The organism is Rhodoferax antarcticus ANT.BR, assembly GCF_001938565.1.
In the GTDB taxonomy this organism is placed as follows: domain Bacteria; phylum Pseudomonadota; class Gammaproteobacteria; order Burkholderiales; family Burkholderiaceae_C; genus Rhodoferax; species Rhodoferax antarcticus.
Map to the genome: position 1 here is coordinate 118,630 of NZ_MSYM01000020.1, position 25,531 is coordinate 144,160.

Annotated in this window: 29 protein-coding genes; 7 read left to right on the forward strand and 22 right to left on the reverse strand. The window is 49.4% G+C overall.

Going from position 1 to position 25,531, the window contains the following annotated elements; genetic code table 11:
- Positions 1-3: 3 nt before the first annotated feature.
- Complete coding sequence (locus BLL52_RS19300; RefSeq protein WP_075588254.1) at positions 4-2,526, reverse strand: AAA family ATPase; 2,523 nt, start codon at positions 2,524-2,526, stop codon at positions 4-6.
- A 103-nt stretch (positions 2,527-2,629) separates the two neighbouring features.
- Between BLL52_RS19300 and BLL52_RS19305 the strand changes: the two genes are divergently transcribed.
- The 5 genes from BLL52_RS19305 to BLL52_RS19325 all read left to right on the forward strand — a co-directional run bounded on the left by BLL52_RS19305 (position 2,630) and on the right by BLL52_RS19325 (position 7,217).
- The gene (locus tag BLL52_RS19305; RefSeq protein ID WP_139313502.1) at positions 2,630-3,163 is read left to right on the forward strand and encodes a hypothetical protein; all 534 of its coding nucleotides are present in this window, start codon (positions 2,630-2,632) and stop codon (positions 3,161-3,163) included.
- A gap of 7 nt (positions 3,164-3,170) precedes the next feature.
- The gene (locus tag BLL52_RS19310) at positions 3,171-5,210 is read left to right on the forward strand and encodes a type IV secretory system conjugative DNA transfer family protein (protein WP_075588256.1); all 2,040 of its coding nucleotides are present in this window, start codon (positions 3,171-3,173) and stop codon (positions 5,208-5,210) included.
- Positions 5,211-5,225: 15 nt separating this feature from the next.
- The gene (locus BLL52_RS19315) at positions 5,226-6,176 is read left to right on the forward strand and encodes a hypothetical protein (RefSeq protein ID WP_139313503.1); all 951 of its coding nucleotides are present in this window, start codon (positions 5,226-5,228) and stop codon (positions 6,174-6,176) included.
- A 45-nt stretch (positions 6,177-6,221) separates the two neighbouring features.
- Positions 6,222-6,722: a hypothetical protein gene (locus tag BLL52_RS19320; protein WP_075588258.1), complete on the forward strand. Its 501-nt coding sequence runs from the start codon at positions 6,222-6,224 to the stop codon at positions 6,720-6,722.
- 192 nt (positions 6,723-6,914) lie between these two features.
- Entirely contained in the window at positions 6,915-7,217 is a 303-nt protein-coding gene (locus tag BLL52_RS19325; protein ID WP_075588259.1) for a hypothetical protein, read from the forward strand.
- Between the two features lie 179 nt (positions 7,218-7,396).
- Here BLL52_RS19325 and BLL52_RS21145 read toward each other — a convergent pair whose 3' ends face one another.
- The 5 genes from BLL52_RS21145 to BLL52_RS19335 all read right to left on the reverse strand — a co-directional run bounded on the left by BLL52_RS21145 (position 7,397) and on the right by BLL52_RS19335 (position 9,673).
- Positions 7,397-7,597 (reverse strand): hypothetical protein, encoded by a 201-nt coding sequence (locus tag BLL52_RS21145; protein ID WP_206744504.1) that lies wholly within the window; start codon positions 7,595-7,597, stop codon positions 7,397-7,399.
- A gap of 165 nt (positions 7,598-7,762) precedes the next feature.
- Positions 7,763-8,032 carry a hypothetical protein gene (locus tag BLL52_RS20590; protein WP_139313505.1) on the reverse strand — a complete coding sequence of 90 codons (270 nt, stop codon included), beginning with the start codon at positions 8,030-8,032 and terminating at the stop codon, positions 7,763-7,765.
- 348 nt (positions 8,033-8,380) lie between these two features.
- A complete protein-coding gene (locus tag BLL52_RS20595; protein WP_139313506.1) occupies positions 8,381-8,686 on the reverse strand; it encodes a hypothetical protein in 306 nt (101 codons plus the stop codon).
- Between the two features lie 292 nt (positions 8,687-8,978).
- The gene (locus BLL52_RS20600; RefSeq protein WP_139313507.1) at positions 8,979-9,257 is read right to left on the reverse strand and encodes a DUF4116 domain-containing protein; all 279 of its coding nucleotides are present in this window, start codon (positions 9,255-9,257) and stop codon (positions 8,979-8,981) included.
- A 194-nt stretch (positions 9,258-9,451) separates the two neighbouring features.
- A complete protein-coding gene (locus BLL52_RS19335; protein WP_075588261.1) occupies positions 9,452-9,673 on the reverse strand; it encodes a hypothetical protein in 222 nt (73 codons plus the stop codon).
- Between the two features lie 278 nt (positions 9,674-9,951).
- On the opposite strand from BLL52_RS19335, the gene BLL52_RS22105 reads away from it, so the two are divergent.
- Both BLL52_RS22105 and istA read left to right on the forward strand, forming a co-directional pair.
- Positions 9,952-10,194, forward strand: a complete 243-nt coding sequence (locus BLL52_RS22105) for a helix-turn-helix domain-containing protein (RefSeq protein WP_420852642.1) — start codon at positions 9,952-9,954, stop codon at positions 10,192-10,194.
- Between the two features lie 273 nt (positions 10,195-10,467).
- Complete coding sequence (gene istA / locus BLL52_RS19345) at positions 10,468-11,688, forward strand: IS21 family transposase (RefSeq protein WP_075588263.1); 1,221 nt, start codon at positions 10,468-10,470, stop codon at positions 11,686-11,688.
- A gap of 358 nt (positions 11,689-12,046) precedes the next feature.
- Here istA and BLL52_RS19355 read toward each other — a convergent pair whose 3' ends face one another.
- The 16 genes from BLL52_RS19355 to BLL52_RS19420 form a co-directional block, all read right to left on the reverse strand.
- Positions 12,047-12,316: a hypothetical protein gene (locus BLL52_RS19355; protein WP_075588265.1), complete on the reverse strand. Its 270-nt coding sequence runs from the start codon at positions 12,314-12,316 to the stop codon at positions 12,047-12,049.
- A 452-nt stretch (positions 12,317-12,768) separates the two neighbouring features.
- Positions 12,769-14,838 carry an RNB domain-containing ribonuclease gene (locus BLL52_RS19365; protein WP_075588267.1) on the reverse strand — a complete coding sequence of 690 codons (2,070 nt, stop codon included), beginning with the start codon at positions 14,836-14,838 and terminating at the stop codon, positions 12,769-12,771.
- Complete coding sequence (locus BLL52_RS20875) at positions 14,825-14,980, reverse strand: hypothetical protein (RefSeq protein WP_158025720.1); 156 nt, start codon at positions 14,978-14,980, stop codon at positions 14,825-14,827. The genes BLL52_RS19365 and BLL52_RS20875 overlap by 14 nt, the downstream gene beginning before the upstream one ends.
- A gap of 40 nt (positions 14,981-15,020) precedes the next feature.
- Positions 15,021-15,995, reverse strand: a complete 975-nt coding sequence (locus BLL52_RS19370) for a hypothetical protein (protein WP_139313508.1) — start codon at positions 15,993-15,995, stop codon at positions 15,021-15,023.
- 21 nt (positions 15,996-16,016) lie between these two features.
- Positions 16,017-16,172 (reverse strand): hypothetical protein, encoded by a 156-nt coding sequence (locus tag BLL52_RS21150; RefSeq protein ID WP_206744505.1) that lies wholly within the window; start codon positions 16,170-16,172, stop codon positions 16,017-16,019.
- 49 nt (positions 16,173-16,221) lie between these two features.
- Positions 16,222-16,389 (reverse strand): helix-turn-helix domain-containing protein, encoded by a 168-nt coding sequence (locus tag BLL52_RS22110; RefSeq protein WP_083634093.1) that lies wholly within the window; start codon positions 16,387-16,389, stop codon positions 16,222-16,224.
- Positions 16,390-16,667: 278 nt separating this feature from the next.
- Entirely contained in the window at positions 16,668-16,841 is a 174-nt protein-coding gene (locus tag BLL52_RS19380; protein ID WP_083634094.1) for a MerR family transcriptional regulator, read from the reverse strand.
- A 270-nt stretch (positions 16,842-17,111) separates the two neighbouring features.
- Positions 17,112-17,414 carry a hypothetical protein gene (locus tag BLL52_RS21155; RefSeq protein WP_075588269.1) on the reverse strand — a complete coding sequence of 101 codons (303 nt, stop codon included), beginning with the start codon at positions 17,412-17,414 and terminating at the stop codon, positions 17,112-17,114.
- A gap of 233 nt (positions 17,415-17,647) precedes the next feature.
- Positions 17,648-17,914, reverse strand: coding sequence for a hypothetical protein (locus BLL52_RS19390; RefSeq protein ID WP_075588270.1), 267 nt, complete (start codon positions 17,912-17,914; stop codon positions 17,648-17,650).
- 36 nt (positions 17,915-17,950) lie between these two features.
- A complete protein-coding gene (locus BLL52_RS19395) occupies positions 17,951-18,187 on the reverse strand; it encodes a helix-turn-helix domain-containing protein (RefSeq protein ID WP_075588271.1) in 237 nt (78 codons plus the stop codon).
- Entirely contained in the window at positions 18,172-18,447 is a 276-nt protein-coding gene (locus tag BLL52_RS20605; protein ID WP_139313509.1) for a hypothetical protein, read from the reverse strand. The genes BLL52_RS19395 and BLL52_RS20605 overlap by 16 nt, the downstream gene beginning before the upstream one ends.
- Positions 18,444-18,962 (reverse strand): hypothetical protein, encoded by a 519-nt coding sequence (locus BLL52_RS19400; RefSeq protein ID WP_075588272.1) that lies wholly within the window; start codon positions 18,960-18,962, stop codon positions 18,444-18,446. The genes BLL52_RS20605 and BLL52_RS19400 overlap by 4 nt, the downstream gene beginning before the upstream one ends.
- 142 nt (positions 18,963-19,104) lie before the next feature.
- A complete protein-coding gene (locus tag BLL52_RS19405; RefSeq protein WP_075588273.1) occupies positions 19,105-20,394 on the reverse strand; it encodes an ISL3 family transposase in 1,290 nt (429 codons plus the stop codon).
- Between the two features lie 8 nt (positions 20,395-20,402).
- A complete protein-coding gene (locus tag BLL52_RS19410; RefSeq protein ID WP_075588274.1) occupies positions 20,403-23,639 on the reverse strand; it encodes a type I restriction endonuclease subunit R in 3,237 nt (1,078 codons plus the stop codon).
- Complete coding sequence (locus tag BLL52_RS19415; RefSeq protein ID WP_075588275.1) at positions 23,636-24,946, reverse strand: restriction endonuclease subunit S; 1,311 nt, start codon at positions 24,944-24,946, stop codon at positions 23,636-23,638. The genes BLL52_RS19410 and BLL52_RS19415 overlap by 4 nt, the downstream gene beginning before the upstream one ends.
- Positions 24,943-25,482 (reverse strand): hypothetical protein, encoded by a 540-nt coding sequence (locus BLL52_RS19420; RefSeq protein ID WP_241839299.1) that lies wholly within the window; start codon positions 25,480-25,482, stop codon positions 24,943-24,945. Before BLL52_RS19420 ends, BLL52_RS19415 begins: the two co-directional genes overlap by 4 nt.
- Positions 25,483-25,531 lie beyond the last annotated feature (49 nt).

The following is a 25,531-nucleotide window of genomic DNA, read 5'->3' on the forward strand; positions in this document are numbered from 1 at the left end:
CAATCAATGATGGGCGTTGCTTTTGGCCTTCTCAAGATGTCTGAAGAAACGCTGTACCAGGTACGAATTGCGTTCCGGGCACTTGCGAGCCACAACACTTCGGATGGCGTCAAAATCACCGATCACTGTTAACTTACGTTTCGCCCGGCTAAACCCTGTGAAGGCGATGCCGCGATGAACGAAAGACGAATGCCCGTTAACGTTGATGAAAATAATGTGGTTGTACTCACTGCCCTGGCTCGAATGCACGGTCATGGCATAACAAAAGTCCAGCACATCCATGTGCTCCACTGGCAAGACGATTGAGCGCCCATCATCCAAATTAAGCGCCACATAGGTCACATCGCCTTTTGCCGCAATGTAGTCAGTGATTGATCCGGTATCGCCGTTGACAACCTGCTCTACGGGCGCATCGTCATCGTCGCCCTGTGGAACAACTAAATTTTTGCGAATTATTACCCTGTCCCCCACCCGGTAGCGCGTGCCAAACACCTTCTGACCAACATTGGCGTGAGCCAAGCCCTCGATACCGCGAACCCCTACCCCGCCGACCAACTCGGGGTTGTATCTCTCACGTAAAACCGCATTGAGGTATGTCGAATTCCAACCCGCTGAATTGGGATCACCTTTGCGCCTGGCTATCAACAATCCAACTTTGGAGAAGTCCCCCAGGTTGCTGTCAACAGAGGTGCAATAGAGGTCAAGTACACGCTCAATCGACTCATCACTTGCTGGTGGCAAACCGTCGATAAATTCAACATCCGGGCGCTGCACAAAATCAACTCGACCCAACCCGGCCAGACGTACTACTTCAAGAATACCGCCATCAGATCGGTGTGTGCTGGTGAGTTCGTGGTGATCAAAAGGCATCTCCAGAAAGTTCGCAAGGCAAGCGCCTGGACTCACTGAGGGCAACTGTTTGGGGTCGCCCAAAAAAACAATATGCGCATCATCACGCATCGCTGACACAAGCGAACCCATCAAAGCAACGTCAATCATGCTTGTTTCATCAACAATCAGCAGATCAAGGTCAAGCCGGTTGTTGTGGTTGTGCATGAACATGCCGCTCACCGAATTCCCGTCGTCATCTTGCTCTTTTGATCCCCGCACCCCTAATAGGGTGTGAATCGTCGTTGAGATCGCTCCAAAGCGTTTAATGCGGGCGTTGAGCACCTTCGCTGCCTTGCCTGTTGGGGCGCAAAACCCAACCTTGTAGGGAACAACCTCAATTTCATTGGTTTCTGGGTTGTTGACGTGTTTGGTGCGGCCCTCCAGGATCTGCACCACCAGCTCCATGATGGCTGTCTTGCCGCAGCCCGGTCCAGCCGTGATCGTGTGGACAGGTTCAAAAGAAGTCAAAAGGCCGTAAATGCATTGCCACTGCGAATCATCCAGCACCCAATTTTCATTCTTGGTGTACTCCCGCATCTTCGACTCAGCATCATCGATTGCATTGCGAACATCTTGGTCTGAACCATTGTGGATCTGGCTTCGCAAATGACGCGAGCATCGTTGCGCCAGATTCCAAGCCAGTGAACGCTCTGCCTGAAAAATGGTGTCCACATAAAACCGACCATGATCCTGAATTAGCGGCTCTTCCATCTCGATGGCTGCTTGAATGGCCTCGGACACGTCCACGGTGTTGTCGATCTTGCTGATGATCTTGTTGAAGTCACCCATGGTCAAAAAGCTGTGACCCGTTGAATTACACCCTTCCGTGACCGCAAAAGTGACCAGTGCGCCACGTCGTTCAATCCGGTTCATGTCGAAATTCAATTTTCGAGCGATAATATCCGCTGTTCGGAAGGCATAGCCATCCAAAGTGCGAATCAGTGCGTAGGGGTTCGAAGTCAGAATTGACCAGGCCTTTTCAATCGGATTTGCCGATTTCTTTGCGTCATCTTCCAAATGACCAGCGATCTTGCGTAGCAGCTTGTCGCCCAGCTCGACACCGCCGATTTTTGTGGCGATGTCCATGTAGATCAGACCCTTCAAGTCTTGAGATCCATCCATACTCGTCTTGCGCTTAATCCCAGCCACAGAGAAGTCCATTGAGTACGGGTTGGCCAACAGATCACTTCGAAACTGATCCAAACCCCCTGACTGTTTGGAAAAATAGGTCACGATTTTTTCGGCAGCTTTTTTGCCAATGCCTTTGTAGTTCTGCAGCAAAAATTTCTCAATTCCCTTGCCGTTGCTTGGCACATGCAGGCCAACGGTTTCAACTTTGAGTTGCAGTCCGTAAGTTTTGTGATTTTCGACCAGACCGGAAAATTCGTAGGTCATTTTTTCGGTCAGACCGGCCAGCGCATTGCCATTGACGTTGACATCGCCACGGTCTTCAGTTGAAATTCGGCCAATCGCCCACCCTGAAGCCAGTACCCGCAAGGTCTGGATCTTGCCAACAAGGTTGACGCCAGCGCCAGGCTCAAGCGGCTCAATGTGACGTGCTTGGTATCGATATTGAGCAAATGATCGTCCATCAAATACGGGAGTATTTGTCATGGCTGTGTCAGTCGAAAACATCAGAAAACTCTCTCTAAGTTGAATCTCTATTTTATCATTTATTTATAGCGTTACAATCTTTGCAACACAATTGAATGCGAATCGTAAAAATAAGAAACACACCGTGACAAACGCAAATAAAACGAAATTTACCAAGACACATAGGCCATGGAAAACAAACTTGGTTTGGGCTGGCTACTCGCTCGTCATCTTGGTTGCTGGATGGTTTTTTTGGTACAAAAACGGTAAAACAAATGAGTTTTATGTTCTTGGCGCATCAGCTTCCTTCGTCATCGTGCTGAACCTTCAGTCCTTGTTTGCCCGCATTCATGGCCAACAAGTCGAAAAAAGAGCCATACGGGATCTCGAAAGGATCGACAAAGACAAGGTGATGAAGAACCAGGTCTTGCCCGGTCGCGGCGACATCGATGTGGTGTTCAAAGCCCGCAGGGAGACTTACAACATCGAAATCAAATCCATTCAGGATGCAAGCAAAGTGTCCCGTAAGCACATTGCCCAAGTGCTCGCCGCATCCGATTACCTCAAAACAAGTCCTGTCATATGGCTACCAAAAGCCAAAGAAAAACGTGTCGTTAGTCGCGGTGGAGTGACCGTCTTCTGTGGCACAGCCCGCCAACTGTACTCACATTTCAATTGAGCCACAAATGAATGAAATTTTCCAAGCTCTGCGATCCGAGCCCATTGGGGGCACAAAGGACACTATTTGCTTGTTGGTAATCGCGGCTGGTTTTATCAGCGCCTTTCCGCCAATGTCGGGCTATATTGCAGGCTACTCACATGGACTGACGTTCCCGGTTGTAGGTCAAATCAAAATCCCCGGAACACTGGCCGCAGAACTTAGTCTCATGCTCGCTGCAGCAGTTGCTGCGTATCACCTCACTTATTCGATACTCAAGAAGTCACGCAGCAGATTTGTCATCCCCACATCTTGCAAGGTGGAATCCTCTGACCCAATGGACTACCCGCCAAATGAATCCAATGGACTGATTCTTGGGTACACCACGGATGACGGAACGCCGATCACGATCAGTGACGAAGACATTTGCAGGCACGGACTCATAGAGGGTCAAACCGGTATGGGTAAGTCGGTTTTTGGGAAATCGTTGATGTTTCAGCAAATTCAACGTGGTGGTGGCCTGCTTTTTGTGGACGGTAAGCTCGACAGTGACAACATCCAAGAACTCTACGAATTCGCGGTGTACTGCGGACGCGGAAAAGACTTCCAGGTGATCAACCCAGGCCAACCAGAAAAGTCCAACACCTACAGCCCAATTCTGTATGGTGAACCCGATGAAATAGCTTCGCGGATCATCAGCTTGATCCCATCCACCACAGCATCAGCCGGTGCCGACTACTACAAGCAGACCTCCAATTTAGCGCTGGTTGTCTTTATATCCGCGCTTCAAGAAGAGTCCCCGGCCACGGTCCAACAATGGATAGAAGAAGCAAAAAAGACCAACACCCCACTGGAATACCTCAACAGCAATCGAATCAAGGGACGTGCTTTCAACTTCCTGGATCTGGCACTTCTAACAATGAATGAGGGCGTGCTTAACAATTTGATGAAAACGATCAATCAGTTAGCCCCGAACTCTATGGCAAGAAAGAATCTGTCAATCTTCCTTGAACAATATGCCAAAGATCAAAACCTAGACGGGACAATCACAAAACTTAATGTTGACCTTAAACGACTCAAGGAAATGCTAGGCGGGATCGGTGCCAGAATGCAACAATTTGGCAGCGGTAATTTTGGACAGGTGCTTAATTCATACAACCCAGAAGTAAAAATGTATGAAGCGATAAGGGACAGCAAAATCACTTATGTTGCGCTCCCAACCATGGGTAAAGATGTTGCAGCTCAGAATCTCGGGAAAATGGTTGTTGCAGATTTAAGAACATCAATATCATGGCTTCAAACCAACAAAGAAGATCGACCAAAAATACCTTTCTTGGCCTTCCTAGATGAAATGTCAAGTTACTCAACTGAAGCTCTAAATATTATGTTCGAGCAATCTCGATCTGCTCGGGTGGCACTGCTCCCAGCCATTCAAACAGATTCTGGATTAACTAATATCAGTGAAGACTTTGCTGAACGAATTTTGGCGAATACGGAATTGAAAGTGTTTTTCCGTCTGTCTTCACAAGACACCGCATTGAAAGCCAGCGAACTCATTGGCGAGACAACCCGAGTGCTCAAAAGCACCAGTGCAGGATCTGGCGTATCCGCATCTGCTCAAGCCCTGCAAATTGGCCCAAACAAGGCTTTGTCAGACTCAGCCAACTTCGGAACAGGTGAACGTGAACAGGCCGAACCGTTTGTCCACCAGGACGTTATCAAGTCGCTGCAACCGGGTGAGTGCGTCATTCTGAAGTCACCACGGGTTTGGAACATCAGGGTTCCTATGATTGAACTTTCCCCTGAAATCAGAAGAGCCATTGGCCCACTGAGGATCAATCACGCGAAAGACAACATCGCAAGAATCAAGACCTTTGATGCCATGAAGGACGTGGACGATTACATCCTGCAGGCTCAGAGAGCCCGAGTGCGACCAGCAAAGGGCGAAACAAAGGGCAAGGACAAAGATATACCAAAAGACCAACCCAAGGCCAAGGAAGTCAATGCAGAAGGCTATTCCGAGTTGATGCCGCTTCCAGAAAATGCATTCGAAGGAATTGGAGAATAGACAATGGAGAAAGAATTGAACATTTTGATTGGAGAAAACCCAAATGGACGCACAGACATTGGAGACAGCAATACGGGTGATTTCGGGGATTTCGGTCTTGATTGCAATTCTTTTGATGATTTCAGCCACGAGGACTTTGGCGGTGGGGATACTTTTAGCCCTGGGAGCACCGGTGTTCAATCTGCTGATATGGGCTTTTCGAACCATTTTGGACACACACAGGGATTTGATCATGAGCTTACTGACACCGAAAACTCGATTATTCAGTTCGCTAGAGGCACAACTTCTGGAAAAAGAAGCAGAACAGCGATTAAGAAATCGGAAAAAATATATATAACTCACGAAGACTTTGATGAGGGATCGGAACAAGACGCTTTCTTGCTGATATACGGGTATGCGTCTATTCTGTTCAACACCTTGCAGAAAGGTGAATTCAATGAGAATAATTTGAAGCAAAAACGCGCCATAGACTTTTTCTTTTGTCGCTCAATTGACGGCTTGCATCTCCAGGATGCGGTTGCCTGCATTGACAATGAAATCAGAATTGATGTTCTGCGCCTGCGCTTCATGCTTGAGTTTTGGATGCGCGAATGGATTCTCCCCCCGATGCCATCGACTGCAGACGATCTACCGTCCCGCGTCGAACTCATGGCTGCTCAGTACGAGGGGTTGATTGGGGTGTCTTTGGCGCGAGAGGCGTGGTTTGAACCTGGCTTGTCCGGCAAAGACCTCTTGGAGCGCATTTGTGACGGCGAGAGCGAGGAATTCTCCAAGAAAGCGCATCGTGCGTTTGTGGGCCTGGTTGATGACTACGTTCTGTCAGTCGCATCAAACAAGGAGGCTGGCACCACCAAAGTTTATGTCACTGGCAAAAACCCAATCCTTGAGTTGGAAGACAAGGCCAACGATCCCACCTATACCAGTCGCGGACGATTGGCAAATCTTTATTGGAGTAGAAAATTTTGAAGATTATTTTCAACACACAATTTGTAATTAAAGGATGTTAATACCATGGCAAACGACGAATCAACTAACCTCGTAGATATTAACCAACCATCAGCCGACCAAAAAACATTTGCACTGGCTTGGGTTGGATATTTTGCAGTGTTACCAATAGTTATTTTTTATATTTTGATTATGGTTGGGGCTTTTTACCTTCTAAATGAAAAAGATTTAGGATCTGCTATTTATGGTGTTTATGCATTTGGCACAATTTCAATAATTTACGAGATAGCTCTTATTCGTTCAGTCAAACTCATTATCAACGATAATGGCGTTTGGGCCATTAAAGGTGTTTTGCCTTGGAAAAAATCATGCATTGGATTGCAGTGGAGAAACATAGGTATTGCTGCGTATCAAAATAATTTATATACGTGGATATTCAAGGCCTACAGAATTAACGTGGAAGATCGCTACACAGGTAAAGTAGAAATGTCTGTGCCGAATATCAGTGACGGCAAAACAGCAGTGTCATGTATTAATATGACTCTGGCCGAAAAACACAGCACTTGAACGGGTTTGCCGCGATTGAACTGCCCGGTTAAATACTTCTTTTCTTGTGATCGCATATCCCTCGAAGTGCTGCGCCAATCCTGGCTCAGTCTTTACAAAGGATGACAAACGGATACTAAAACTTTAATCGATGCTGTTAAAGCCCATGCAAACGTTAATTACTCGAACGGATGGGATGTTGTTGTTGAGTGCTTGGCAGATTCAGACATTACCGAAATTATTGAAGGTTGCCAAACGATTGCGTCTGCGGTTGAATCTGTTGCAAATGAGTTTGGTCTGGAAACAAAAAGCTTGACCGGCTACATTGTGACGACCCAGGACACCGATGGTACTGATCGTCAATCTTTTGAAACGTTTGATCTTGCTTTGACTCGCTTTGTTGATATGGCTGGAAAACCACCACTGCGCTGCACCGATGATCGCCTTTTGTCTGGTGAAACTTTTAATGTTGTTTCAGATTATGGAAATGTGGTCACGCTCTCACACGCGAATTGACGTTCTTTTATTAACCCAAGCCATCACATTAATTTGTGATGGCTCTTCTGCATTGTTGTTGCGTGATGTTGATGCATGGGAAGGTGGCAACGATCCCGGCTTGAGCCTGCGCCGTGAACGCGGCAAACTCTTGCCCCGCAAGCGGGGCAATTTCCTCGCTGGTGCGAGTCCGAAGGAACTCAATCAGCGCGGGTCTTGATGGCTTCTTCGAGCTGCGCGGCTTGCTCGCGCCAAAAATCTTCCCGTGTGCGCTTCGCCTGGCGTGGTGTGGTGCGCAATGTGCGCGTAATCCCTTTTTTGTGGTGTCGCTGGCTCATCGCCTGACAGTTCACTCTTTCATGTTTTTGCTCGCAACGCAACCGGAATGCAATCAAGCACACGCGATGGCCCAAAAATCAGTTAGAGTGCCGCGTAATCCCGAGCCCGGAAAAATGTGAATCTGCGATATCCGAATTGACGATTGCCAGGCGTCAAATAACATAGCAGTCAGCAGTCTTAATCAAGCCAAAAAACAAAAAAGCCAAACTCGATCCGGGTTGGCTTTTTTATTTTAAAGTCCCAGCAGCAATGCGTATTTTTTCAAGCGTAGCTCTTGCTCTGGACACTGCTGAACTGGCATTTGAGGGATGCATGTCAACCTCCCTGGCTGCGTCTGCAGTTGATGTCGCATTGACGAAAACATCATAAATTAATGCCCTGGTCGGACCGTCTCTCAAACGAGCGACATTTTCAAATGCAGCAAACTCTGTTTCGGTTAATTCGGCCTTCAGGATTTTGAGCGGTCGTCCTGGGCCTTTTTCGGCTTCAGAAAACAACTGGATACCAGGCCTTGATTCGGCCCCCAAGTGATGGATAAAAACGCTCTAAAACGCCGCTGTCAGTAAAAGCAGCAATGCACGCTATTCCACTTCCGCCGGAATGGACCTCCCTCACTTCTGCGCCAACGGTGGACCCAGCTTCATAAAAGATGTGGATCCGGGCTCCGATTTCTGGAAGAGTTTTCGTCATTTTGAATATCCTTTCTACCGTTAGTGACAAGCTTTATTGCCCGTCCATGTCTTGATTATACATCATTTAAGCGATAACTTCATTTATTTTTCATAAATATTCAAATAAATGTTACCGTTTAATTGGGCTGCGCTGGCCCCGTTTTGGGTGGGCTGTCAAAGCACGCGATCTACTTTGATGACTGCCAGAATTCCATCGATATTTCGGTGATGGTAAGCAAGGTCTTCTACGTACCAATCTATTTTGGCGGAAACCGCTTCTTCGCTTGGCTTGCACAAAAAAGAAACCACATCCTGTCCAGCCTGTTCATGCTCACGTGACATGATTTCGTCGCATTGGTCGCGCGTCCTCGCAACCAGGCAGCGCAAATTGATGCTTAGTACCTCATCCTGGAAACTGCCGCCAAGCGGGTGCGTGTAGCTGAAAACAAGCCGGAGTCGGTTCACAGTCACAAATGTCATTCTCAACCTCCAACCCCTGTATCAGCGAGGCGCCTGCTGCATCAGAATTCCCAGTGCATGTAAGTATTATACATCATTTAAACGATAACTTTATTTATTTTTCATAAATATTCAAATAAATGTTACCGTTCGTCGGTTAGCGTCTTGGCTCGTTTCGGCTCTCCCTTGCGAGCTTTTTTGCCATTTACCCAATATCAATTTCGTACCCGTTGTCCAGGTATTCTGGCAATGCCAAAAAATTCTCAAGTTTTGCTTTCAAAGGCTCTGGGACAAATTTAATTACCCACCTGACTCAAGAAACTGCAACGCTGCAAATTTCCAGCGTCTTTTGAGCTTCGCTCGCATACTCCAAAGCAGTGCCGTCATTTGCTACCGCGACCAGGCAGAGATTTGGCAGCGTCTTTTGAGCTTCGCTAACATATTTCAAAGCACTACCGTTATTAGCTACTGCTACCAGACAGATCAAATCTGACCTAATGTCAACAGGCACGGATTCCAGGGCTAATCCGTATCGCGAAACCGCCAGCTCGCACACGGCCTCGGTTTTAAAGATTTCTGGAGTCCAGTACAAAGCGCTTCCACTTTGGGAAATTGCGCGAAAGCAAAGAGCCTGAGTGCGCATTTTTTCGGGAACATACCTCAACAGAGTTCCTGTGATTTTTCGAATAAGTTGCGACAACGAAAACAATAAATCAACGACTTAGCTAAGGCATTTTTAAATCATTGCGCCGATTTTTCTAACATTTGATGCGACTGCGTTCTACTTTATGCAAATTCGATGCGACCAATGACCTTGGCCAAATCCTCTCTCTGATCTTTTAGCCTTGTCAGGTCCGTGGTGTTGGCGGCGACCTTGGCTTGTGGCCCATGAATCTTCAGTGAGGCAGGATCGGTATCGATCTGGCTTTGCGCGATGTCGAAAGCCGCCTTGAAAACATCTTCCAGGCCGTCCAGTGTCGCGCCACTCGTGCCGGAAAACAGCGGCAAAAGTGACTCGACAGCCTGGCGGGTGTAGCCCTTTCGGTAGTGCCCACCTTTGCTCTGGCTGGACGTGAAATTATCGAAATCGCAAGCAAAATCAATGACTTGTGAATTCAGAGACGAATGGGAAATTTTCTTGCGATCTGCGATCTCTCCAATGCGCCTGACCTGTTGTTAGCTCCGGCATCGACCAGCAGAAAGGCCACCCGTGCAATGCAAGGATGGCCTAAAGTTTTCAAATTTTAGAGCTATTTCGTCGCATTCATTTCGAATACGTCGCAACGATTTCGAAAGGTCACACCCAGACCCTTCTTGCCCGACAACTCGGGGTGTCGCAGGCAGTGGTTGGCAATGTCATTCATGATCGAATCACTGCCTACTCTGTGGCACAGCATATAGCCCAAGTGGTAGGGCTTGAAATCCGGGAGTTGTGGCCGACACGCTACAGCTTCAAACCCAGAGGTCCGTCAGCCAATCGGCGACAGCGACCAGTTCCAACCCAGAAGGAGATACCACCCATGCCATAGATTGACTGAAATCGAGGCCGGGAAAAGCGAAACAGCCCGTAGCGTCAACTGCGGGCTGTTTCATAACGTCATTGAAGTGGGGACTTCGGTGCGTATTGTGCATTTCCCTCGACCCGCCGTCAAGTCGCTTGCGACCAACCGGTGGGCGGCCACCTGCTTGTTCCTCATTGCTGGGGTTGACACGACTAGGTCGTGGTTGCCACAGCCGACGAAGGGTGCCGGTCGGCGGGAACCAAGCTGACCGGTTCAAGTACGATGAATCGGAGAATCACCATGCGAAAAATCAGGCAAGTCCTCAGACTTGTTCACGAAACTGATCTCAGTCAGCGGGCCATCGCCCGCAGCCTGGGATTGTCACGGGAAGCGGTCAGCAACCACATTACCAGAGCCACCGCAGCCGGTTTGGTATGGCCACTGCCGCCAGACACCGACGATGCTGCGCTTGAAGCGCGCTTGTTTCCACCCCAAACGGGCCGCTTCCAGCGCAAGGTCGAGCCCAATTGGGTCGATATCCAGCAAGAGCTGAAAGCCAAAGGGGCAACCCTGATTCAACTGCACGTTGAATACCTCGCCGACCATCCAGATGGTTTGCAACGCAGTCAGTTTTGTGAACGCTACAGGCAGTGGTGCAAAACACTCAAAAGTTATATGCGATTCACCCACGTTGCCGGGGAACGCGTGTTTGTGGATTATGCAGGTCCCACCATGCCGGTCATCGACATGGCCACCGGAGAAATCCGACGGGCTCAGATTTTTGTCGGGGTGATGGGTGCATCAAACTACACCTATGCCGAAGCGCACTGGTCTCAGAAATTGCCCAACTGGATCGCTGCCCATACCAATATGTTCGAGTTTTTTGGTGCGGTACCGAAAGTCATCGTCTGCGACAACCTCAAGTCGGCTGTGATTCATGCCAGCCGAACCGAGCCGGTCATCAACGCCACCTATCAAAGCCTGGCTGACCACTACAGCCTGACGATCATTCCGGCGCGCCCCCGAACCCCGAAAGATAAAGGCAAGGTGGAAAACGGCGTGCTGGTGGTAGAGCGATGGATCTTGTTTCGATTGCGCAAGCGAGTCTTTCATCAGCTACACGACCTCAACCAGGCCATTCAGGAACTGTTGCTGGACCTTAACCAACGCAAGTTTCAGAAACTGCCCGGTTCGCGCCGGAGCACCTTTGAAGCGCTTGACCTGCCCGCCATGCAACCCCTGCCCAACGGCGATTTCGAGTATGCCGAGTTTCGGCGGGTGCGTGTCAGCATGGATGGCTGCGTGTCCGTGGATGATCGGCCATACAGCGTGCCGCAGACCCTGGTCCGCAAGGAGGTGGTTTTGCCCGCGCTGGCTGCTCCAACGACGACCGTGTTTTGTGGCTTGCTCATCATTGACGCTCCTGGGCTTCGATCTGCTTGTAGGCACTCATGGCGGCACCGGTGCCAGCGTTCTTGCCCTTCTGGTAGCTGGTGGCTGCGCAGCGAACCGCGTAATTGATTTTTAGACTCATTGAAAGCAGCCTCAGTCGGGTGTGATTGTCAAAATCGATTCATCGACAACGACCTGGTGATACTCCAGCATCAGCTTGCAAAACTCAACCCAATCTGACTGTGAAGGCTTCTCATGCGTGCAGTGCAAACACTGAGGCTTGTCTTGCATCTGATCAGAAACAGTGTTGTGTACATCCATCCCAAAGCGCTTCGAGAACCGACCGACTGTAGATCCGTCCGGTGCGTGGCACCAAACAGTGTTACCACATTCGCTAACTTGGACGAAATCGTTATCTAAAACCACTACAAATCACCATCTTTAAGAACAAGGTTCACGCCACCTGCATTTTAAATAACAAAAAATGCTAGATTTGATCTGCTTTAAAATCCATTTCATCTGTCTCTTTTTTTAATGCAACAATTACTTGTTCGTGTCTTAAATTATCATCCTTAACCTCATTACTGCTTTCAGTATTAACAGTCGTTAATAGTCGAGCTAATATATTTTGACCGCTAAAATCAAAAACTGTTGTGCTAGTCGTGCGTATACACTTTTCAAATTTGACTTCTAGCTTCACCACTCCAACAGCTTCAGGGTTCACATACACGTTGACGAAAATTTTAATTAGTTTCATGGTTTACCTTTAATGTACGATTCTGACATAGACATAGACATAGACATAGACATAGACATGGAAATGGTGTCTGGCTTTCAAGTTTTCAAAATCAAATTTTTAACTTGGACTGCGGCAAGTGAAGCTGTTGTAGTTGTCCGTTAGGTTTTCTTCAGTGGCATGGTGTGTAGCTGAGTTGGTTGGAAAATGGGTGTTCTACAGAGCAATGACGCGCAAAAACTATTTTTGAAGCGGACCAAAGACCTCTTCTGCTCGGGTCAAAAAAGCGTCTTTGAATTCACGAAACCGTGTTGTTTCAGGATCGCAAAAGTAGCCCTTCCAGGTTGACTCTTTCAGGCCACGGATGCCCAACCCGGCGTTGAAAATTTCAAGGGCGGCAGGCTGATTGAGGCCAGCCCCAGCGACTAGCTCGCGCAATCGTTTGTTGTTTTGAGTTTGAACTGCTTTGCGCATCAAGACCATTTCGATGCCGAAAGTGCTTTTTTTGCCGCATTCTTCTTGGCTTCCTGCTTCGTCGTCGCCTCGCCCGTGTACCGGCCCGGCACCGGCACCTTGACAGCCACCGTAGCACGGAATTTGGGTGGCACCTCACTCAAAACCTCAAAGCTGTACCCAGGCGAACCAATACCCATGCGTTGCGCCATCTCTTGCAAAGTGCCAATGGGGTTCGCGTCAATCGATTGATCGACTGCAGCTCTGACGGGCGCATCTTGCTTCTTAGCCTGCACGGGCTTCAGCTTGGCCAGCAAAAGCGCACTAACCTGGGCCTCAGCATCCTTCTTGTTTGCCGCACCAGAAAAAGTTTCGGTATGCACAACACCATCAATCACGACGCTGACTTTTGACTGAAACACCATGGCATGCGATGGCCCTTTGCCGCTGCTCTCATAACCAGGCATCGGCCACTGCTTTGACTGACACAGTTCCAGCAATGCACCCTTTGGGTTTCCAGACGCTCTCACCATCTGCCCGGTGGGGATCAACTCAGGCAGAGCCGCATCAATAAGCGAGAGAACAGCTTTGACAGCCGCAGACTGCTCCGCATCTCGCTTGCGATTGGCAGATCCAGCAAAGGATACCGGCACCGACCCTGCCCGCTCAATCGTGACTGAACCATCAAACGCAGTGCCCTCGCCTTGCGCAGTGATCACCAAATCGGTCAAAAAATTGGTTTGACGGGCGTGCGTCAACAGGTTGACCGCCTTCGTGGGTGTTTCAACAACCCAAGCTGCGAATGCAACTTTCAGCGAGTCAGGCCAGTTGGTTCCTCCCTCTTGCAAAAGACAGTCTGCAATCTTGTCCGTGATGATGGCCTGCTCGAACCGGCGCACCAACTCATCCACCAGGACATCAGGCAAACTGCCAGAGGCAATACCCATCTTGATGGCTTGCACCATCTCGTGATCGGCAAGTTGCTCCAGCGAGCCTCGTTCCAGGGCGCGAGCTGCACGGGCCTTCACAACCTCCTTAAACCCATTGGTGCGCTTATCTTTGCGATCCTTGGCTTTTTCATTGAGTGTGTCAGCCAAAACCTGCAAATCATCCTTGCCGTATGGGAATGGGAGTTTCTTCAGAAAAGCACGTAACTGGCGCAGGTTCACCATGTCGGCATACCGGCGCAAAGGCGAAGTCAAATGAGCGTAGAACGGTAACGCGAGCGCATAGTGACCTGTCACCGTCGCCCCGTAAGAGGCCTTGCCCAAAAGCACTGCAAAAGTCGATTCGATTTTTTCTGCATCCATCGTCCCACTGTCCAACCACGTCGTGATTGTTGCGAACAACTCATCAGGCGGGGGTGCGGCGGGCTTGGCCTTGTGATTCCTGAAAATGCCGGGGATCTCGTTTTCAACCATGAACCCAGCCACAAGGGAATTTCCAAGAATCATCATCTCCTGCACGATGATGTTGCCGATCACTTCCTCTTGGCGGGCCAACTGGATCAACCGGCCCTCATCGTCCATGTAGATCAGCCGTGCCAGGTCGTACAGGGCCAATGCGCCACGTTTGCGGCGTTTGGTGAGTAACTGGTGCCCCAGCGAGGCCGCAGCCTTCAGAGCACCTTGCAGGGATGAGGGTTCGCCTTGCAGAATCCGGGGGATGTCGTCGTAAGACAGGCGGTTTGTCACGGTCATAAACTGCCTCGCAACCCTAAACGACTGGACTTCCAAAGCCGCATCAAGAGTCGCCTCAAAAACGAAGACCTTGCGACCGGCACCCTCGATCAAACTGCCACTGAATTCCGAGATGGCGGCGGGCAGCATTTTGCGAACAGACTTGTCGCGCACATAGACCGTCTCGCCCAGCAACTTAGCGTTCTCATCTTCGGTGCTCCCAATCTTTACCAACCAGGTCGGGTCCGTGATGGCGATGACCACACGAAAACCAGACTCAAGCTGTTCAACGCCGATGGCGTCGTCGATGTCCCGAGTGCTCTCTGAGTCAATCGTGACAAGGTGCTCAGGGACCGCGATTTGAACCGGGTTTACCTTCTCTGTTGAAGGTGGTGTTTCAAGGGATGTCATTTTTTTGCTTGCCTTGATTGGCGGGCTTCAACTCTTTGACCTGTTTTTCCTTCTTTGCAGCCTGGTGCCTACCCGCAGCTCCGGCCTGAGATACCGACAAAAGCATGGCCAGCGCAAATAAGATCGTGAGAAGTTTTTTCATAAGTTTTTAGAATTTAATTGAGGTAAACACCAAAAGTCACTTAGGCTGCGCTGTTAGGTATGTTGATAATTTCCTCAATACTCAAGCTCTTAATCTTGGCATATACATGCGACCACAAGACATTAAAAATAAGGAACCGATGCTCTGACGCATCCAAGTATTTCAAAAATGTTTTGGTTGTTGGCTTGGCAGAAGTGCATCCGATCTCATTTGCCATTTCAAAAAAAGAATCCTTATTTCGAAGCGAATTAACAAATTCAGGAGTGAGTTCACGACTTGCATTCAATATAACCTCAGAAAACAAGTCGCCCTGCGTTTTTTGGGCCGGGCAATCATCGCTTTTTTTTACAGAAAAACAACGCAGAAACTCTGCAAAAGTAATTGTTAATAAATTGGGCCAAGGTTTGCGAATTATGGTGCGCCTTAAAGTTCCATTTCCTGCGTCCTCAAACCCCATATCGAACTGAGGTTCTGATGTTTCATTTTTAATAAATTCAGCAATACTTTTCCGTATTGATGAATAATCTTCATCAACGTAATCACTAAAAGCAGAAGAAATATATTGTTCTGATTTCTTAGATAGTTTTGGCATCAACGAAACCTGAGTCTTGCCTGTTTTTAGGTTCAATACAAATTTAATTGGACAAATGGGTAGTAAACCTTCAGGTATTGTGTCAATAAACACAGCCTGGTATGCAAGTCTGATTCGCTGCATCAAGTTTTCACCATAATCATTGGTGAATATATTTTCATCCAAGTATCCGGCTTCTTCTGATCCCAAACCAGATGGAATTAAATCTAAAAATTTCCAAAGCATGTAGCCAGGAACATTTAGAACATTGCCATTCATGAATGTGAAATTACATTCTTTTGCAACATGAGGTTCGTATCTATTGTCTATACTCAACTCAGGGAAAATAACCTCCATGATTGCCACATCTGGAAGAGCTTTAATAATATATTCAATATTTGGTGAAAATCTTGTATAAAAAGATGGCATCCATACAGCTCTCATAATTCTTCCTAAGTATATTTATTAAACGATGGCCGCTTCGCGTTCTGTAATCCGCTGATAGAAATCAGCTTGCATATCGCCTCGAAAACACAAACCACGATCAATCAGGATTTGCATGGCAAACGGCTCGACAAAATGGGTCCTAAACGCCTCATCTGCGACTTGTCTGTCAGCCATCGCAACGAACCTAGCCTGTTCGTAAAAAACTATTCAAAGCTATCACGATTTATCGCACTTGGTTGACGTGCTGAACAACTGTCAGCACCCAACTCAACTCCTTTTCGCGCTCAATACGCGACCAATAAGCCGATGAAATACCAATTGCACTCGCTAGTACCTTCAAGTCAATTCCTTTTTTTTCCCTGGATGACCTGATTAATTTACCAAAAGACATATAGATTTGCCATCACCACTCATCGTAGTTCTGGTCGATTGTTCGTTTTACAATCTTTATTGTACGCCAAATAATTAAAAACGCAAACTATTAATTAAGATCCACCAAACTAATTTTTTGCAAGATCAATCAGCCGCTCAATCCAGGCATTACGACTCATCCCAGCAGCCTTTGATAACCGGTCTGCTTTAGCCAGTCTTGCGGGCGTTGTGCGCAGGCTCGCACGCACTTCTTTTGCATCACCTGGGGCCAATGGTGGCCTACCCAACTTAGGTGATTCAACGGCGTTTGGCATTTAGATTCCTTGCTCGCACATCGGATTCATCGAAATACCGATGACCGGAGGGCAGGCGCTTGGCTGTTAACTTTCCTTCTTTCTCCCAGCGACGCACGGTCTGAACCGAGCGCCCGACACGCTTGGCGAATTCGTTGATGCGGTAATTGCTGTTCATTACGATATAGTATAACTACATTTGAATAGTTAATCAACAACTGTTGTTAGCTCCTATTGCCACAAGCTGCGTTCGGGCAGCGTCGGGCCGATTTTTTCAAAAACAAAATTCCGCATGCTCGCCTCACTCAAAGGCTCCTGCGTTGAGATATGGCCGTAATGTTTGCGCAAAACATTCGCTTGCTGTGGATGCCCTTGCAAGTTTGAACGAGCAACCCAATACGCCAAATCGGGTCCACTGAGAGATTCAGTTTGCACCGTGGCTCCAGTTCTATTTAAGGCCAAGCTGAACGGCTCGACGGGCGGAAAGGTAATCCCGAGTCTGGCCAATCAAGTCAAAATTTGAGTCATCCAGACGCGCCATGTCATTCGGGTCTGGATCGCCTAGCAACGACAGCACAGCCTCCAGCACGACAGCCTCATGCGAGCGACCCATTGAGATTCCAGCGGCATCGTATTTGCGCCACAAGTGCGCAAGCAACGTCCTCGCCCTAACCTCTGGTGACACTGGAAGTTGCAATCGCTCCTGGATGCTTGGACTTGTATGGTCAAGTGTTTCCTGAAAACTGGTCATTTCGGTAATTCCTTCGTTCGATCATTGACGGGCACACATTCCACCACCACGAGCGGAATTTTATGTGACTCAATATCTTTATTGTACGCCAAAAAATGAAATGATCGAGTTATTAATTGTCCTTAATATAAACATATTAAAAAACCCATGAATCTTAGAAGAAACATGGGTTTGGGGTTTATGTAACACCTACTGGTGTAGGTAACGGTGCAAGCCTAAGCCACACTGCCGAATCAATAGATGGGATTGCCATCACCATCAAACCAATAACCAACACGCTCTACCACCAGGGGTAGCGTGCGCAGGCCTTGGCTCATCCCATAAGTACGGTTGACCTTTTTACACTTCGAATAATCCACCTTGTAGATCACATTGCCATGCGAATTGTGCGATTTTTTCCGTATATTTACGACTTCTTCGATGGTATTACCCTGCAAAAAGGCTTCACAGAATTGACTATTACCTTGATGATGGATATTACCGATTTCATATTTGATCATTTTGGGTATCCGTAAAACGTTGTTGATTTTGTAAAATTACGTATGTTCAATGAGCGCTACTTTAATTTTCAAAAGTTCAAAAAATGCAGGATGCATTGACCTGTCGCCTGTTTCCCACTGCTGGAATGACCGGCGACTGGTGTGCAATGCTGCAGCGCACCAGTCCTGCGCTGCTGTTATCTTCAGGCCGAGCACGATCTGAATGGCTTCGCGGGTGGCTTTGACTTGTTCAGGGGGTGGAACCATTTTTCCATCGCTCATAGCTTCGCCCATTCCTTCCTTTCGGCCTTTGCCGGGACGCTATGGAACCTTTTGGGGATCAGCGCCATCACTTCAGTCGATCCAACAACATCGCCACCCAAAAGATTTTCGACACAGTGACAAATGATGTAATCCATCGCGATTGCTGCCGCATTGCCAGCATCGCCCCCTGCGCGGATTCCAGAAACTCCCCGTCCATTTGCCATCACAATGCTGACTTCGTACCCTGCGCCCTGCCGTGGGCTGTAGTAAATTGTGACAAGACCTCTCATGCGCTTCTCCCCTTTGCATATTGTTTTGACCAGAACGATCGGGCTTTAACGGTTTGCGGGGTGCTAACTCCAAACCGATCTTTTAGCTTTTCCGTCGCAAATTGTTTAGCAGCAAGATGTTTGACGTAAGCCGGGTTGTCTGCGCGTCCAGCCTCCCAAACTTCAATAAACCCAGGCGTTTCCAGGTTCCAATATCCAGGCGGCGTATCGCATCCGCATCCGTCAGCAAACATCAAATAGCCAATCCTGTATGCGTCTGCAAGATCATCAGTCCCGTATTCTGCAAGGCCTTTGGCAGTGATTACCGCTTGCTTGAGCGTGAGGCGTTCAAAATCATCCGTGTCACCCACCGAGGTCAGTCCTTCGGATTTAAGGAATGCCCAGGCGACAGAGAAAGCGCCGTCGATAGTGCTTTCTCTGGAGGCTAACTCAAGCGCCTTTGCGTGGGTTGCGCCAACATCTGTCCTCTGCTTCACCCACCATTGAAGAGTGTGCATGTAGTCTTGAGCGGTCATATTTTTCTTCTCCTGCACCAGGTGCCGCCGGGGCTTCGGGGACTTGCTTTATTACTTGTCCATGTGCTTTATTATATGCGCATTGCGCACAATTTCAAGAACTATTTGGCTATTTGCAATCTAGGGTTGGAAATCTGATTTTTCAGTCGAATTTCCCATCTTCTGCCAGATCGATTAAGGTTGGAATGTGGGGTCCGTACTCCACTTTGGTTGGAACTTGAGAATCGGCACCTGGCAGAAGGCGAACACCACTGCCAACCTTGCGGGCCTGTTTCGCGTACAGCGTCTTGGCTCGAATGATCTCGTAGCTGTACCCACGGCCAATTCGATTGGCCATCTTGATCAACCCATTCAGGCATTCGGTATAGGCATTTGTGATCTGGCTGGGGGAATCCCAATAGGCAAAGATGTCGTCATAGTGGTTGTGAACCGTCTTCGCAAGAGAATGGAATTTCTCCAGCTCCTTATCTGGCAGCGAATTTTCCCAAGCCTCGAAAGCACGCATTGCTGACTCTTTCACCGGGTCGTCGTAAATCCTGAAGAACATCTCTTTGAAGTCATAAGCAACTCCAAGTTCCGGGATTGTTTGACGCACAACCTCCAATGCCGTCGTCTCCAATGGGGTCAGATTTCCAGGTCTTTTCAGAGTCAACCACCGAATTGACTTCTTGATGTGTACACGTTCGTTTTTGGAAAGCGTTGACTGGTACTTCTTGCGCTCATCATCAAGAGCTTCCGAAGCCATCTTGACGACGTGAAACTTATCGATCACCAGTTTGGCATTTGGCAGGTATGGGCTGAATGAACGTTTGAACGGACGCCACATGTCAGTGCAAACCCACTCCACCTTTTCCCGGTCACGCAGCTTTTCAAAGAACGGCATCATGTGATCCTGGGTGCGAAACTCCAGCATCTCAAAGACATTGTTGGTGGCCAGGTTTGTAATCACACACCTGTAATCACCCGCAAGGTTGACCTCATCAATTCCCATGATGACGGGGGTTTCGTACCGAACTGTTTTCTCCAGTTCAACAATCAGATCCTGGGCGATGTTTTTGATGGTGTTTACTGCCACGCCTGTTTGTTCAGCAAGGGCGTGAAACGTCATTCCCAGACAGCGCTGACGAACAGCATCGACAAGTCGCTTCGTCGCCCGCCTGCGCTCGTCCAGAAACAGCAGGTCCGGGGTGGAAATCTTGGCGCATGTCGCGCACCTGTAACGTGGCCTGGATATTTCCAGACGCACCGGCTGCATTTGCATGGGAGTGTCCGCGAAGACATTGGTTCTGCGTCCATGTCGATGCAGTGGCTTGCCGCACTCCACGCATGACGGAATGGGGCCTTCGATCACTTCGGCAACGACCGTGATAACACGATTGCCATAGTGCAAATCAACCGGCTTCACACCGGGTAGGTTAAGAAGATCGAACACGATGCGCCTTACCCGATGTCTCTCATGTTGCCAATAGTGATGTCCTTGCGGTCACGGATCAACTCATAAATCATGTCGGTCAAAGCTCCCATGGACTGGCGATCTGATTTCAGTACCAAAGTGGCCAGCTTCTGGTGAGAGGTCAGCGCCCTTACAACACCTTGTTGCACAGCGCCTGGCAAATTACCCTGCAAAGCCTGCTCGCGGGTGTTGTTCTCAACCTGTGCCATCACCACATCGTTTTCTCGGGCAATGGCGACGATGTGGTTCACAAAGGTAGCTTGGTCACGCAATGGAGTGGCCTCGCCAAACAAGCGGTTCAAGCGGTCAATGATCTCGGCAAGGTAGTGCGGGTCTTCGCCTTTACTGCCACCGCTACCCGGCCCAATGGGCTTGAGTACCGTTTGATCATCGTCGCCGCTTGGTTCATCCTCTTTGTGCTTGATGTCAAAGCCGGCAAGGACCAGCCCTCTGAGGTCAACAGACTCAGGCGGTTCGCCATTGAGACGTTTTTCGAGCAACTTCGCAAAAGCGGCGTAATTCTCAAGTTCAGGATCTCCAAAATCCACGAGCTGGGCAATATAGGAATAACTCCGAACAAATCGCCCCAACCCTGACTTGAACGCAATCAAGGTTTTGATCTGGTCTGCATGTTCCTTACGATGGTGGTCAGCGGATTTCATGCCAGCGGTATCACCTACCCCATGCGCCTTTTCATAAGACGCTTCCCACGTCCCAATTGCATCACGAAGCATTTTCAAACGCTGATTGAATATACGGGTTGGACGCTCGGTCGCGGCGTATAGCGCCTTGTGCTGAGGTTCCTGCGCATGCGTAATATCGCGGATGGTCTTGAACCGGGCTTCTTTGAAACCCTCCAGGTCTTCGGACTCATAGAGACCTTGGGCATCCAGAGCCTCCTTGATCTCATAGACCACATTGAAATCCTGCACATCGTCAATCTGGGCACCATCGTCGTACATGCTGAATGCCCTGCGCACGTTGGCGGGGTCATTTACAAAGTCGATGATGAAAACCTCATCCTTGCCCGGTGCGATTCGGTTGAGCCGGGAGAACGTTTGCACAATCTCCACGTCGTTGGCAATCTTCTTGTCCACGTACATCGCCACCAGCTTAGGTTGGTCAAACCCGGTCTGGAATTTGTCGGCCACGAGCATGACCCGGTATTCAGGTCGCTCAAATGCAATGCGCAAATCCTGACCAGCCACATCAGGGTTCATGCTGACCTCGGTGAATTCCTCACCTTCATCCACCATGAAGATTTCAGCCGCATTGCCTACATCATCACCGTGCATGACTTGCTTGCCGGTCATTTTTCCAGAAAAGGCCACCAGGGACCGGATGCCTGAATGCTCCGGGTGCTTGGCGATATAGGCATCAAAACCTTTCTTGTACCGGATGGCTGCGGCACGCGAACTGGTGACAACCATAGCCTTGGCCTTGCCGTCCAGACGGTGTGCCACGTTCTTGCTGAAGTGCTCGATGATGAATTGCACTTTTTGCGTCACGTTGGTAGGGTGCAGTGACATCCACTGCGCCAAAGCTCTTTTGGCGGTCTTGCCGCTGACTCGTTTGGTGTCTTCAATCTGTTTGGACAGATTGAAAGCCGTTTTGTAGGGGATGTAGCCCTTGAGCACATCGAGGATGAACCCTTCTTCAATGGCCTGGCGCATGGGGTAGCGGTGAAAGGCCTGGGGCAGATTGGTTTTCGATGCAGGCTGACTTGGGTCAGCAGGACGCCCAAAGAGCATGAGTGTGGAATGCTTGGGCGTGCCTGTAAATGCGAAATAGCTGATGTTGGTCGGACGTGCGCGTGACTTTTGCAGTTCTTCCAGTAATTCTTCAACCGTGAGTGCGGCCATCTTGCCATTGCCGCTCATGGCCAGTGCTGCCTGAAGTTTGGCGGCGGTCGAGCCCGTTTGGGATGCGTGCGCCTCATCAATGATCACGCCAAAGCTCTTGCCCTTCAATGCCTTGTCTGTGACGATGGCCTCCATCGCATAGGGGAAGGTCTGGATGGTGACGACGATGATGGGCGTGCCAGCTATCAGCGCTTCGGAAAGCTGCTTGCTTTTGGACTTTGAGGATTTTTGGCGATCAATTGCCGCGATGACACCAAACTGGTGGTCGATCTGCTTCACGGCATCTTGCAACTGGCCGTCAAGTACATTGCGGTCGGTGACGATGATGATGCTGCTAAAAATGGCGTCTCCATTGTCCCGGCGCAGTTTGACCAGATCGTGCGCCGTCCAGGAAATCGTACTGGTCTTGCCGGAACCTGCACTGTGATCCGCTAGATAGGACACGCCAGCACCGTTCTTGCGTGCGTCTGCAATCATGTTGTTCACGGCTGACCACTGGTGGTAGCGCGGAAAAATCAAGGTTTCGCGCTTGGACCAATTGCCCTTGATGTCCACAACATCCTTCTTTTCGACATAGACGAAGCTGTTGAAGATGCGCAACCATGCATCAGGCTGGCACACCTGCTCCCAAAAGTATGCCACCGGGTATTCCTTGTCCTGGCGAGGTGGATTGCCAGCATGCCCGTCATTGCCCTGGTTGAACGGCAGGAAGAAAGTGTTTTCACCATCGAGTTTGGTGGCCATTTGAATGTCGGAATCCGACATCGCAAAATGGACCACCGCACCACGCTTGAAGGTCAGTAGATGCTCTTTGCGCTTGGTCTTGGGGTCATATGGCAGGCGATCTGTCTTGTACTGATCCATCGCCGCCTCAGCCGATTGGGTGAAGTCGGTTTTGAGTTCAACCGTGGCCACGGGCAGGCCGTTGATGAACAGCACCAGGTCAATGGCAAGTTTGCGGCTGGGGTGGTACTGAAGCTGGGGCACCACGCGCAGGATGTTGGCGGCGTAGCGTTTGAGCACGCCTTCATTGCGTTTATCTTCAGGCGCGGCCTCGGACAAGTCCAGGTGCCCGCACCCTGCAATGGAGAAGCCGTTGCGAAAGACATGCATGGTGCCGTGCTGCTCAAGGGCCTTGGCCAGCCGATCCATCAGGATTTCACGCGAGCGCTCGCCGTTGTCCTTGCAGAGCTTGGCCCACTTTTCTGGCTGAGTCGCCTCCAGCCAAGCAATCAGGTCATCCGGGTACAAAGCGCGTTCGGCGTCGTACTGGAGGGTGTTGCCGACTTTCCAGCCTTGTGCTTCCAGCTTGGAGACGATGTAAGCCTCGAAGTGCTTTTCCTGGTGTGCGGTATCGCTCATGTGGGCTCCCTTAGATCGATTTGGCCAGTGACAGCGGCTGTGATGAAGGCTGAACGGCGTTCGCGGAGTAGATCGATGCTGCGTTTAACCTTAAAAGCGATGGCGTCAATTTTTGGCAAGTTCAGGTCAAGGTACTGAACCGCACCAGCCTGTTCCACTCTTGGCGGCACATACAAGCTTAGGTCTGATAGTGATTCTCGATTAATTTTTGGCATAGCTACTCTGTCGGATTCAAGAATCGCCCACAAAGTGAATGGCCTGGAAAGCATCAAGTAGAACAACCACTTGTTCTCGGCAAGATTCGTGCATTGCAACGGATACATGTCCGCACTACAGAGAGCGTCGAACGGTGCAATAGAAACCTTAGCCAGAGCAGGACGAATCTTTGAGTAGACAACGGCACCAGCCGGGCAGGTGTATTTGCCACTTTCGGCATTTTGTTCGGCGGATGTTTCCAGCTTCAATATCTTTCCGGTCCCGCTTTCAATATGGTTCGGAGCAATAAGCGTCATCGACCGATATGGTTCGATCAATGGATCAACTAGCCCTTCTGCGACGCTGGCAATACGCCCGAATTTCATTGCAGCCCAATGCTCCGGCACCTCCCCAATCCACTCGACTCCTGAATCCTTCATCTTCGCCTTGGGATCAAGGCCCTTTGTGACCGCATGCGTGATCAGCGCCTGACTCTTTTCCTTTAGGAGTTCGATGAAGCGGGTTTTCTTGGTGATTAGGGAGTCGATGCGGGTGGTTTCGCGGTCCAAAATTGTTGAAATTCGAACCTGCTCACCTAATCCAGGCAACACCGCCTTGAGGTTTGTTAGATCGGGCGCATTGATTGCGGGGTAACTAAGTCCCTCCGAATGAGCCTCAATCGCCTGAATGATCAATTCGTTAAGTGCCAGCCATTTCAGGAATTCCGGCTTGAGTTGTCCGATACGTGCGCGCAGAACGGCAAAGCCCGTAGAGTAAACACAATCAGCATTGCCCTCATCGACAGAGGCCACTGCTTTTAGGTATGTCCTGACGGTAGAGACAACAACATCGCCTACCTTTGCTGTACGCCTTGCACGCGAAGGTGCATCTCCAAAAAGCATTGGCTCAGCATCTGTGATGCCTTTGTCGTGGCTAACCGCCGAAATGTCGACGTATCGAATCGGCGTGTCCGGTGATATTGCTTCCGAAAGGCTATCGTCGTTGCAGGAGGCGACTATCTTGATTGGTTTGACTTCCCAATGCTCCGGCACCAGCCCAATCCACTCCACACCGGATTCTTTGTATGCGGGATACGGTTTGTAGTGGCTCATGCTTCACTGCCAATGGTAAGTTTGCCTTGCTCACGAAGCCAGTCGGAACGACCGTACCGATAGCCTGAGAATTCAGCGCCTAAAGTGGTCTGCCCAAGGATAAGACGACGGGCGAGATTGGCCACCACAGCCAATTCAGCTTCATTGCGCACTTCCAAAGGCGCAACCAGACTGATACCCATAGCCCAATTCAGTCGCTCCCACTTCCAGCTTACAGGCACGTCCAAATCGATACCTTCTGCAGATAGTCGTGCGGAAATGCCTCGCAGCAATTCGTAATATTGACTTTGTTCAGTCGATGGCTTCCTTGACGTGATGCTCACCAGCTTCTTACGTGACCTGCCAACGCGCTTGTAATTCTTGGTGCCTCCTTCGATCAGCCAGTTATCCTTCGGACTTGGGCCAGCTTCTTCCCATGCTTTTTCCTCAATAGCATCGGAATAGACGGACCGTGGGTGCCGCCACCAGACAATGACTCGTCGCCCATTCAGGATGAAGCCTACGTCATCCCAGTACGACAGGCTGTCGGGCAACATGTTCTCGTAAGAATGAGGGATGTACAGTCCACCAGGAGACAAGCGCCAC

Excerpts from the sequence above, each read along its gene's own strand:
- BLL52_RS19300 (WP_075588254.1), bottom strand. The coding sequence starts at position 2,526 with ATGTTTTCGACTGACACAGCCATGACAAATACTCCCGTATTTGATGGA.
- BLL52_RS19365 (WP_075588267.1), bottom strand. The coding sequence starts at position 14,838 with ATGACATCCCTTGAAACACCACCTTCAACAGAGAAGGTAAACCCGGTT.
- BLL52_RS19400 (WP_075588272.1), bottom strand. The coding sequence starts at position 18,962 with ATGACCGCTCAAGACTACATGCACACTCTTCAATGGTGGGTGAAGCAG.
- BLL52_RS21155 (WP_075588269.1), bottom strand. The coding sequence starts at position 17,414 with ATGACCAGTTTTCAGGAAACACTTGACCATACAAGTCCAAGCATCCAG.
- BLL52_RS22110 (WP_083634093.1), bottom strand. The coding sequence starts at position 16,389 with ATGTCTTTTGGTAAATTAATCAGGTCATCCAGGGAAAAAAAAGGAATT.
- BLL52_RS20875 (WP_158025720.1), bottom strand. The coding sequence starts at position 14,980 with ATGAAAAAACTTCTCACGATCTTATTTGCGCTGGCCATGCTTTTGTCG.
- BLL52_RS19395 (WP_075588271.1), bottom strand. The coding sequence starts at position 18,187 with ATGGGCGAAGCTATGAGCGATGGAAAAATGGTTCCACCCCCTGAACAA.
- BLL52_RS19415 (WP_075588275.1), bottom strand. The coding sequence starts at position 24,946 with ATGAGCCACTACAAACCGTATCCCGCATACAAAGAATCCGGTGTGGAG.
- BLL52_RS19420 (WP_241839299.1), bottom strand. The coding sequence starts at position 25,482 with ATGTTGCCCGACAGCCTGTCGTACTGGGATGACGTAGGCTTCATCCTG.
- BLL52_RS20605 (WP_139313509.1), bottom strand. The coding sequence starts at position 18,447 with ATGAGAGGTCTTGTCACAATTTACTACAGCCCACGGCAGGGCGCAGGG.
- BLL52_RS19390 (WP_075588270.1), bottom strand. The coding sequence starts at position 17,914 with ATGATCAAATATGAAATCGGTAATATCCATCATCAAGGTAATAGTCAA.
- BLL52_RS19380 (WP_083634094.1), bottom strand. The coding sequence starts at position 16,841 with ATGAACAGCAATTACCGCATCAACGAATTCGCCAAGCGTGTCGGGCGC.
- istA (WP_075588263.1), top strand. The coding sequence starts at position 10,468 with ATGCGAAAAATCAGGCAAGTCCTCAGACTTGTTCACGAAACTGATCTC.
- BLL52_RS19355 (WP_075588265.1), bottom strand. The coding sequence starts at position 12,316 with ATGAAACTAATTAAAATTTTCGTCAACGTGTATGTGAACCCTGAAGCT.
- BLL52_RS19320 (WP_075588258.1), top strand. The coding sequence starts at position 6,222 with ATGGCAAACGACGAATCAACTAACCTCGTAGATATTAACCAACCATCA.
- BLL52_RS20595 (WP_139313506.1), bottom strand. The coding sequence starts at position 8,686 with ATGACATTTGTGACTGTGAACCGACTCCGGCTTGTTTTCAGCTACACG.
- BLL52_RS19370 (WP_139313508.1), bottom strand. The coding sequence starts at position 15,995 with ATGAGAGCTGTATGGATGCCATCTTTTTATACAAGATTTTCACCAAAT.
- BLL52_RS21150 (WP_206744505.1), bottom strand. The coding sequence starts at position 16,172 with ATGGCTGACAGACAAGTCGCAGATGAGGCGTTTAGGACCCATTTTGTC.
- BLL52_RS19410 (WP_075588274.1), bottom strand. The coding sequence starts at position 23,639 with ATGAGCGATACCGCACACCAGGAAAAGCACTTCGAGGCTTACATCGTC.
- BLL52_RS19310 (WP_075588256.1), top strand. The coding sequence starts at position 3,171 with ATGAATGAAATTTTCCAAGCTCTGCGATCCGAGCCCATTGGGGGCACA.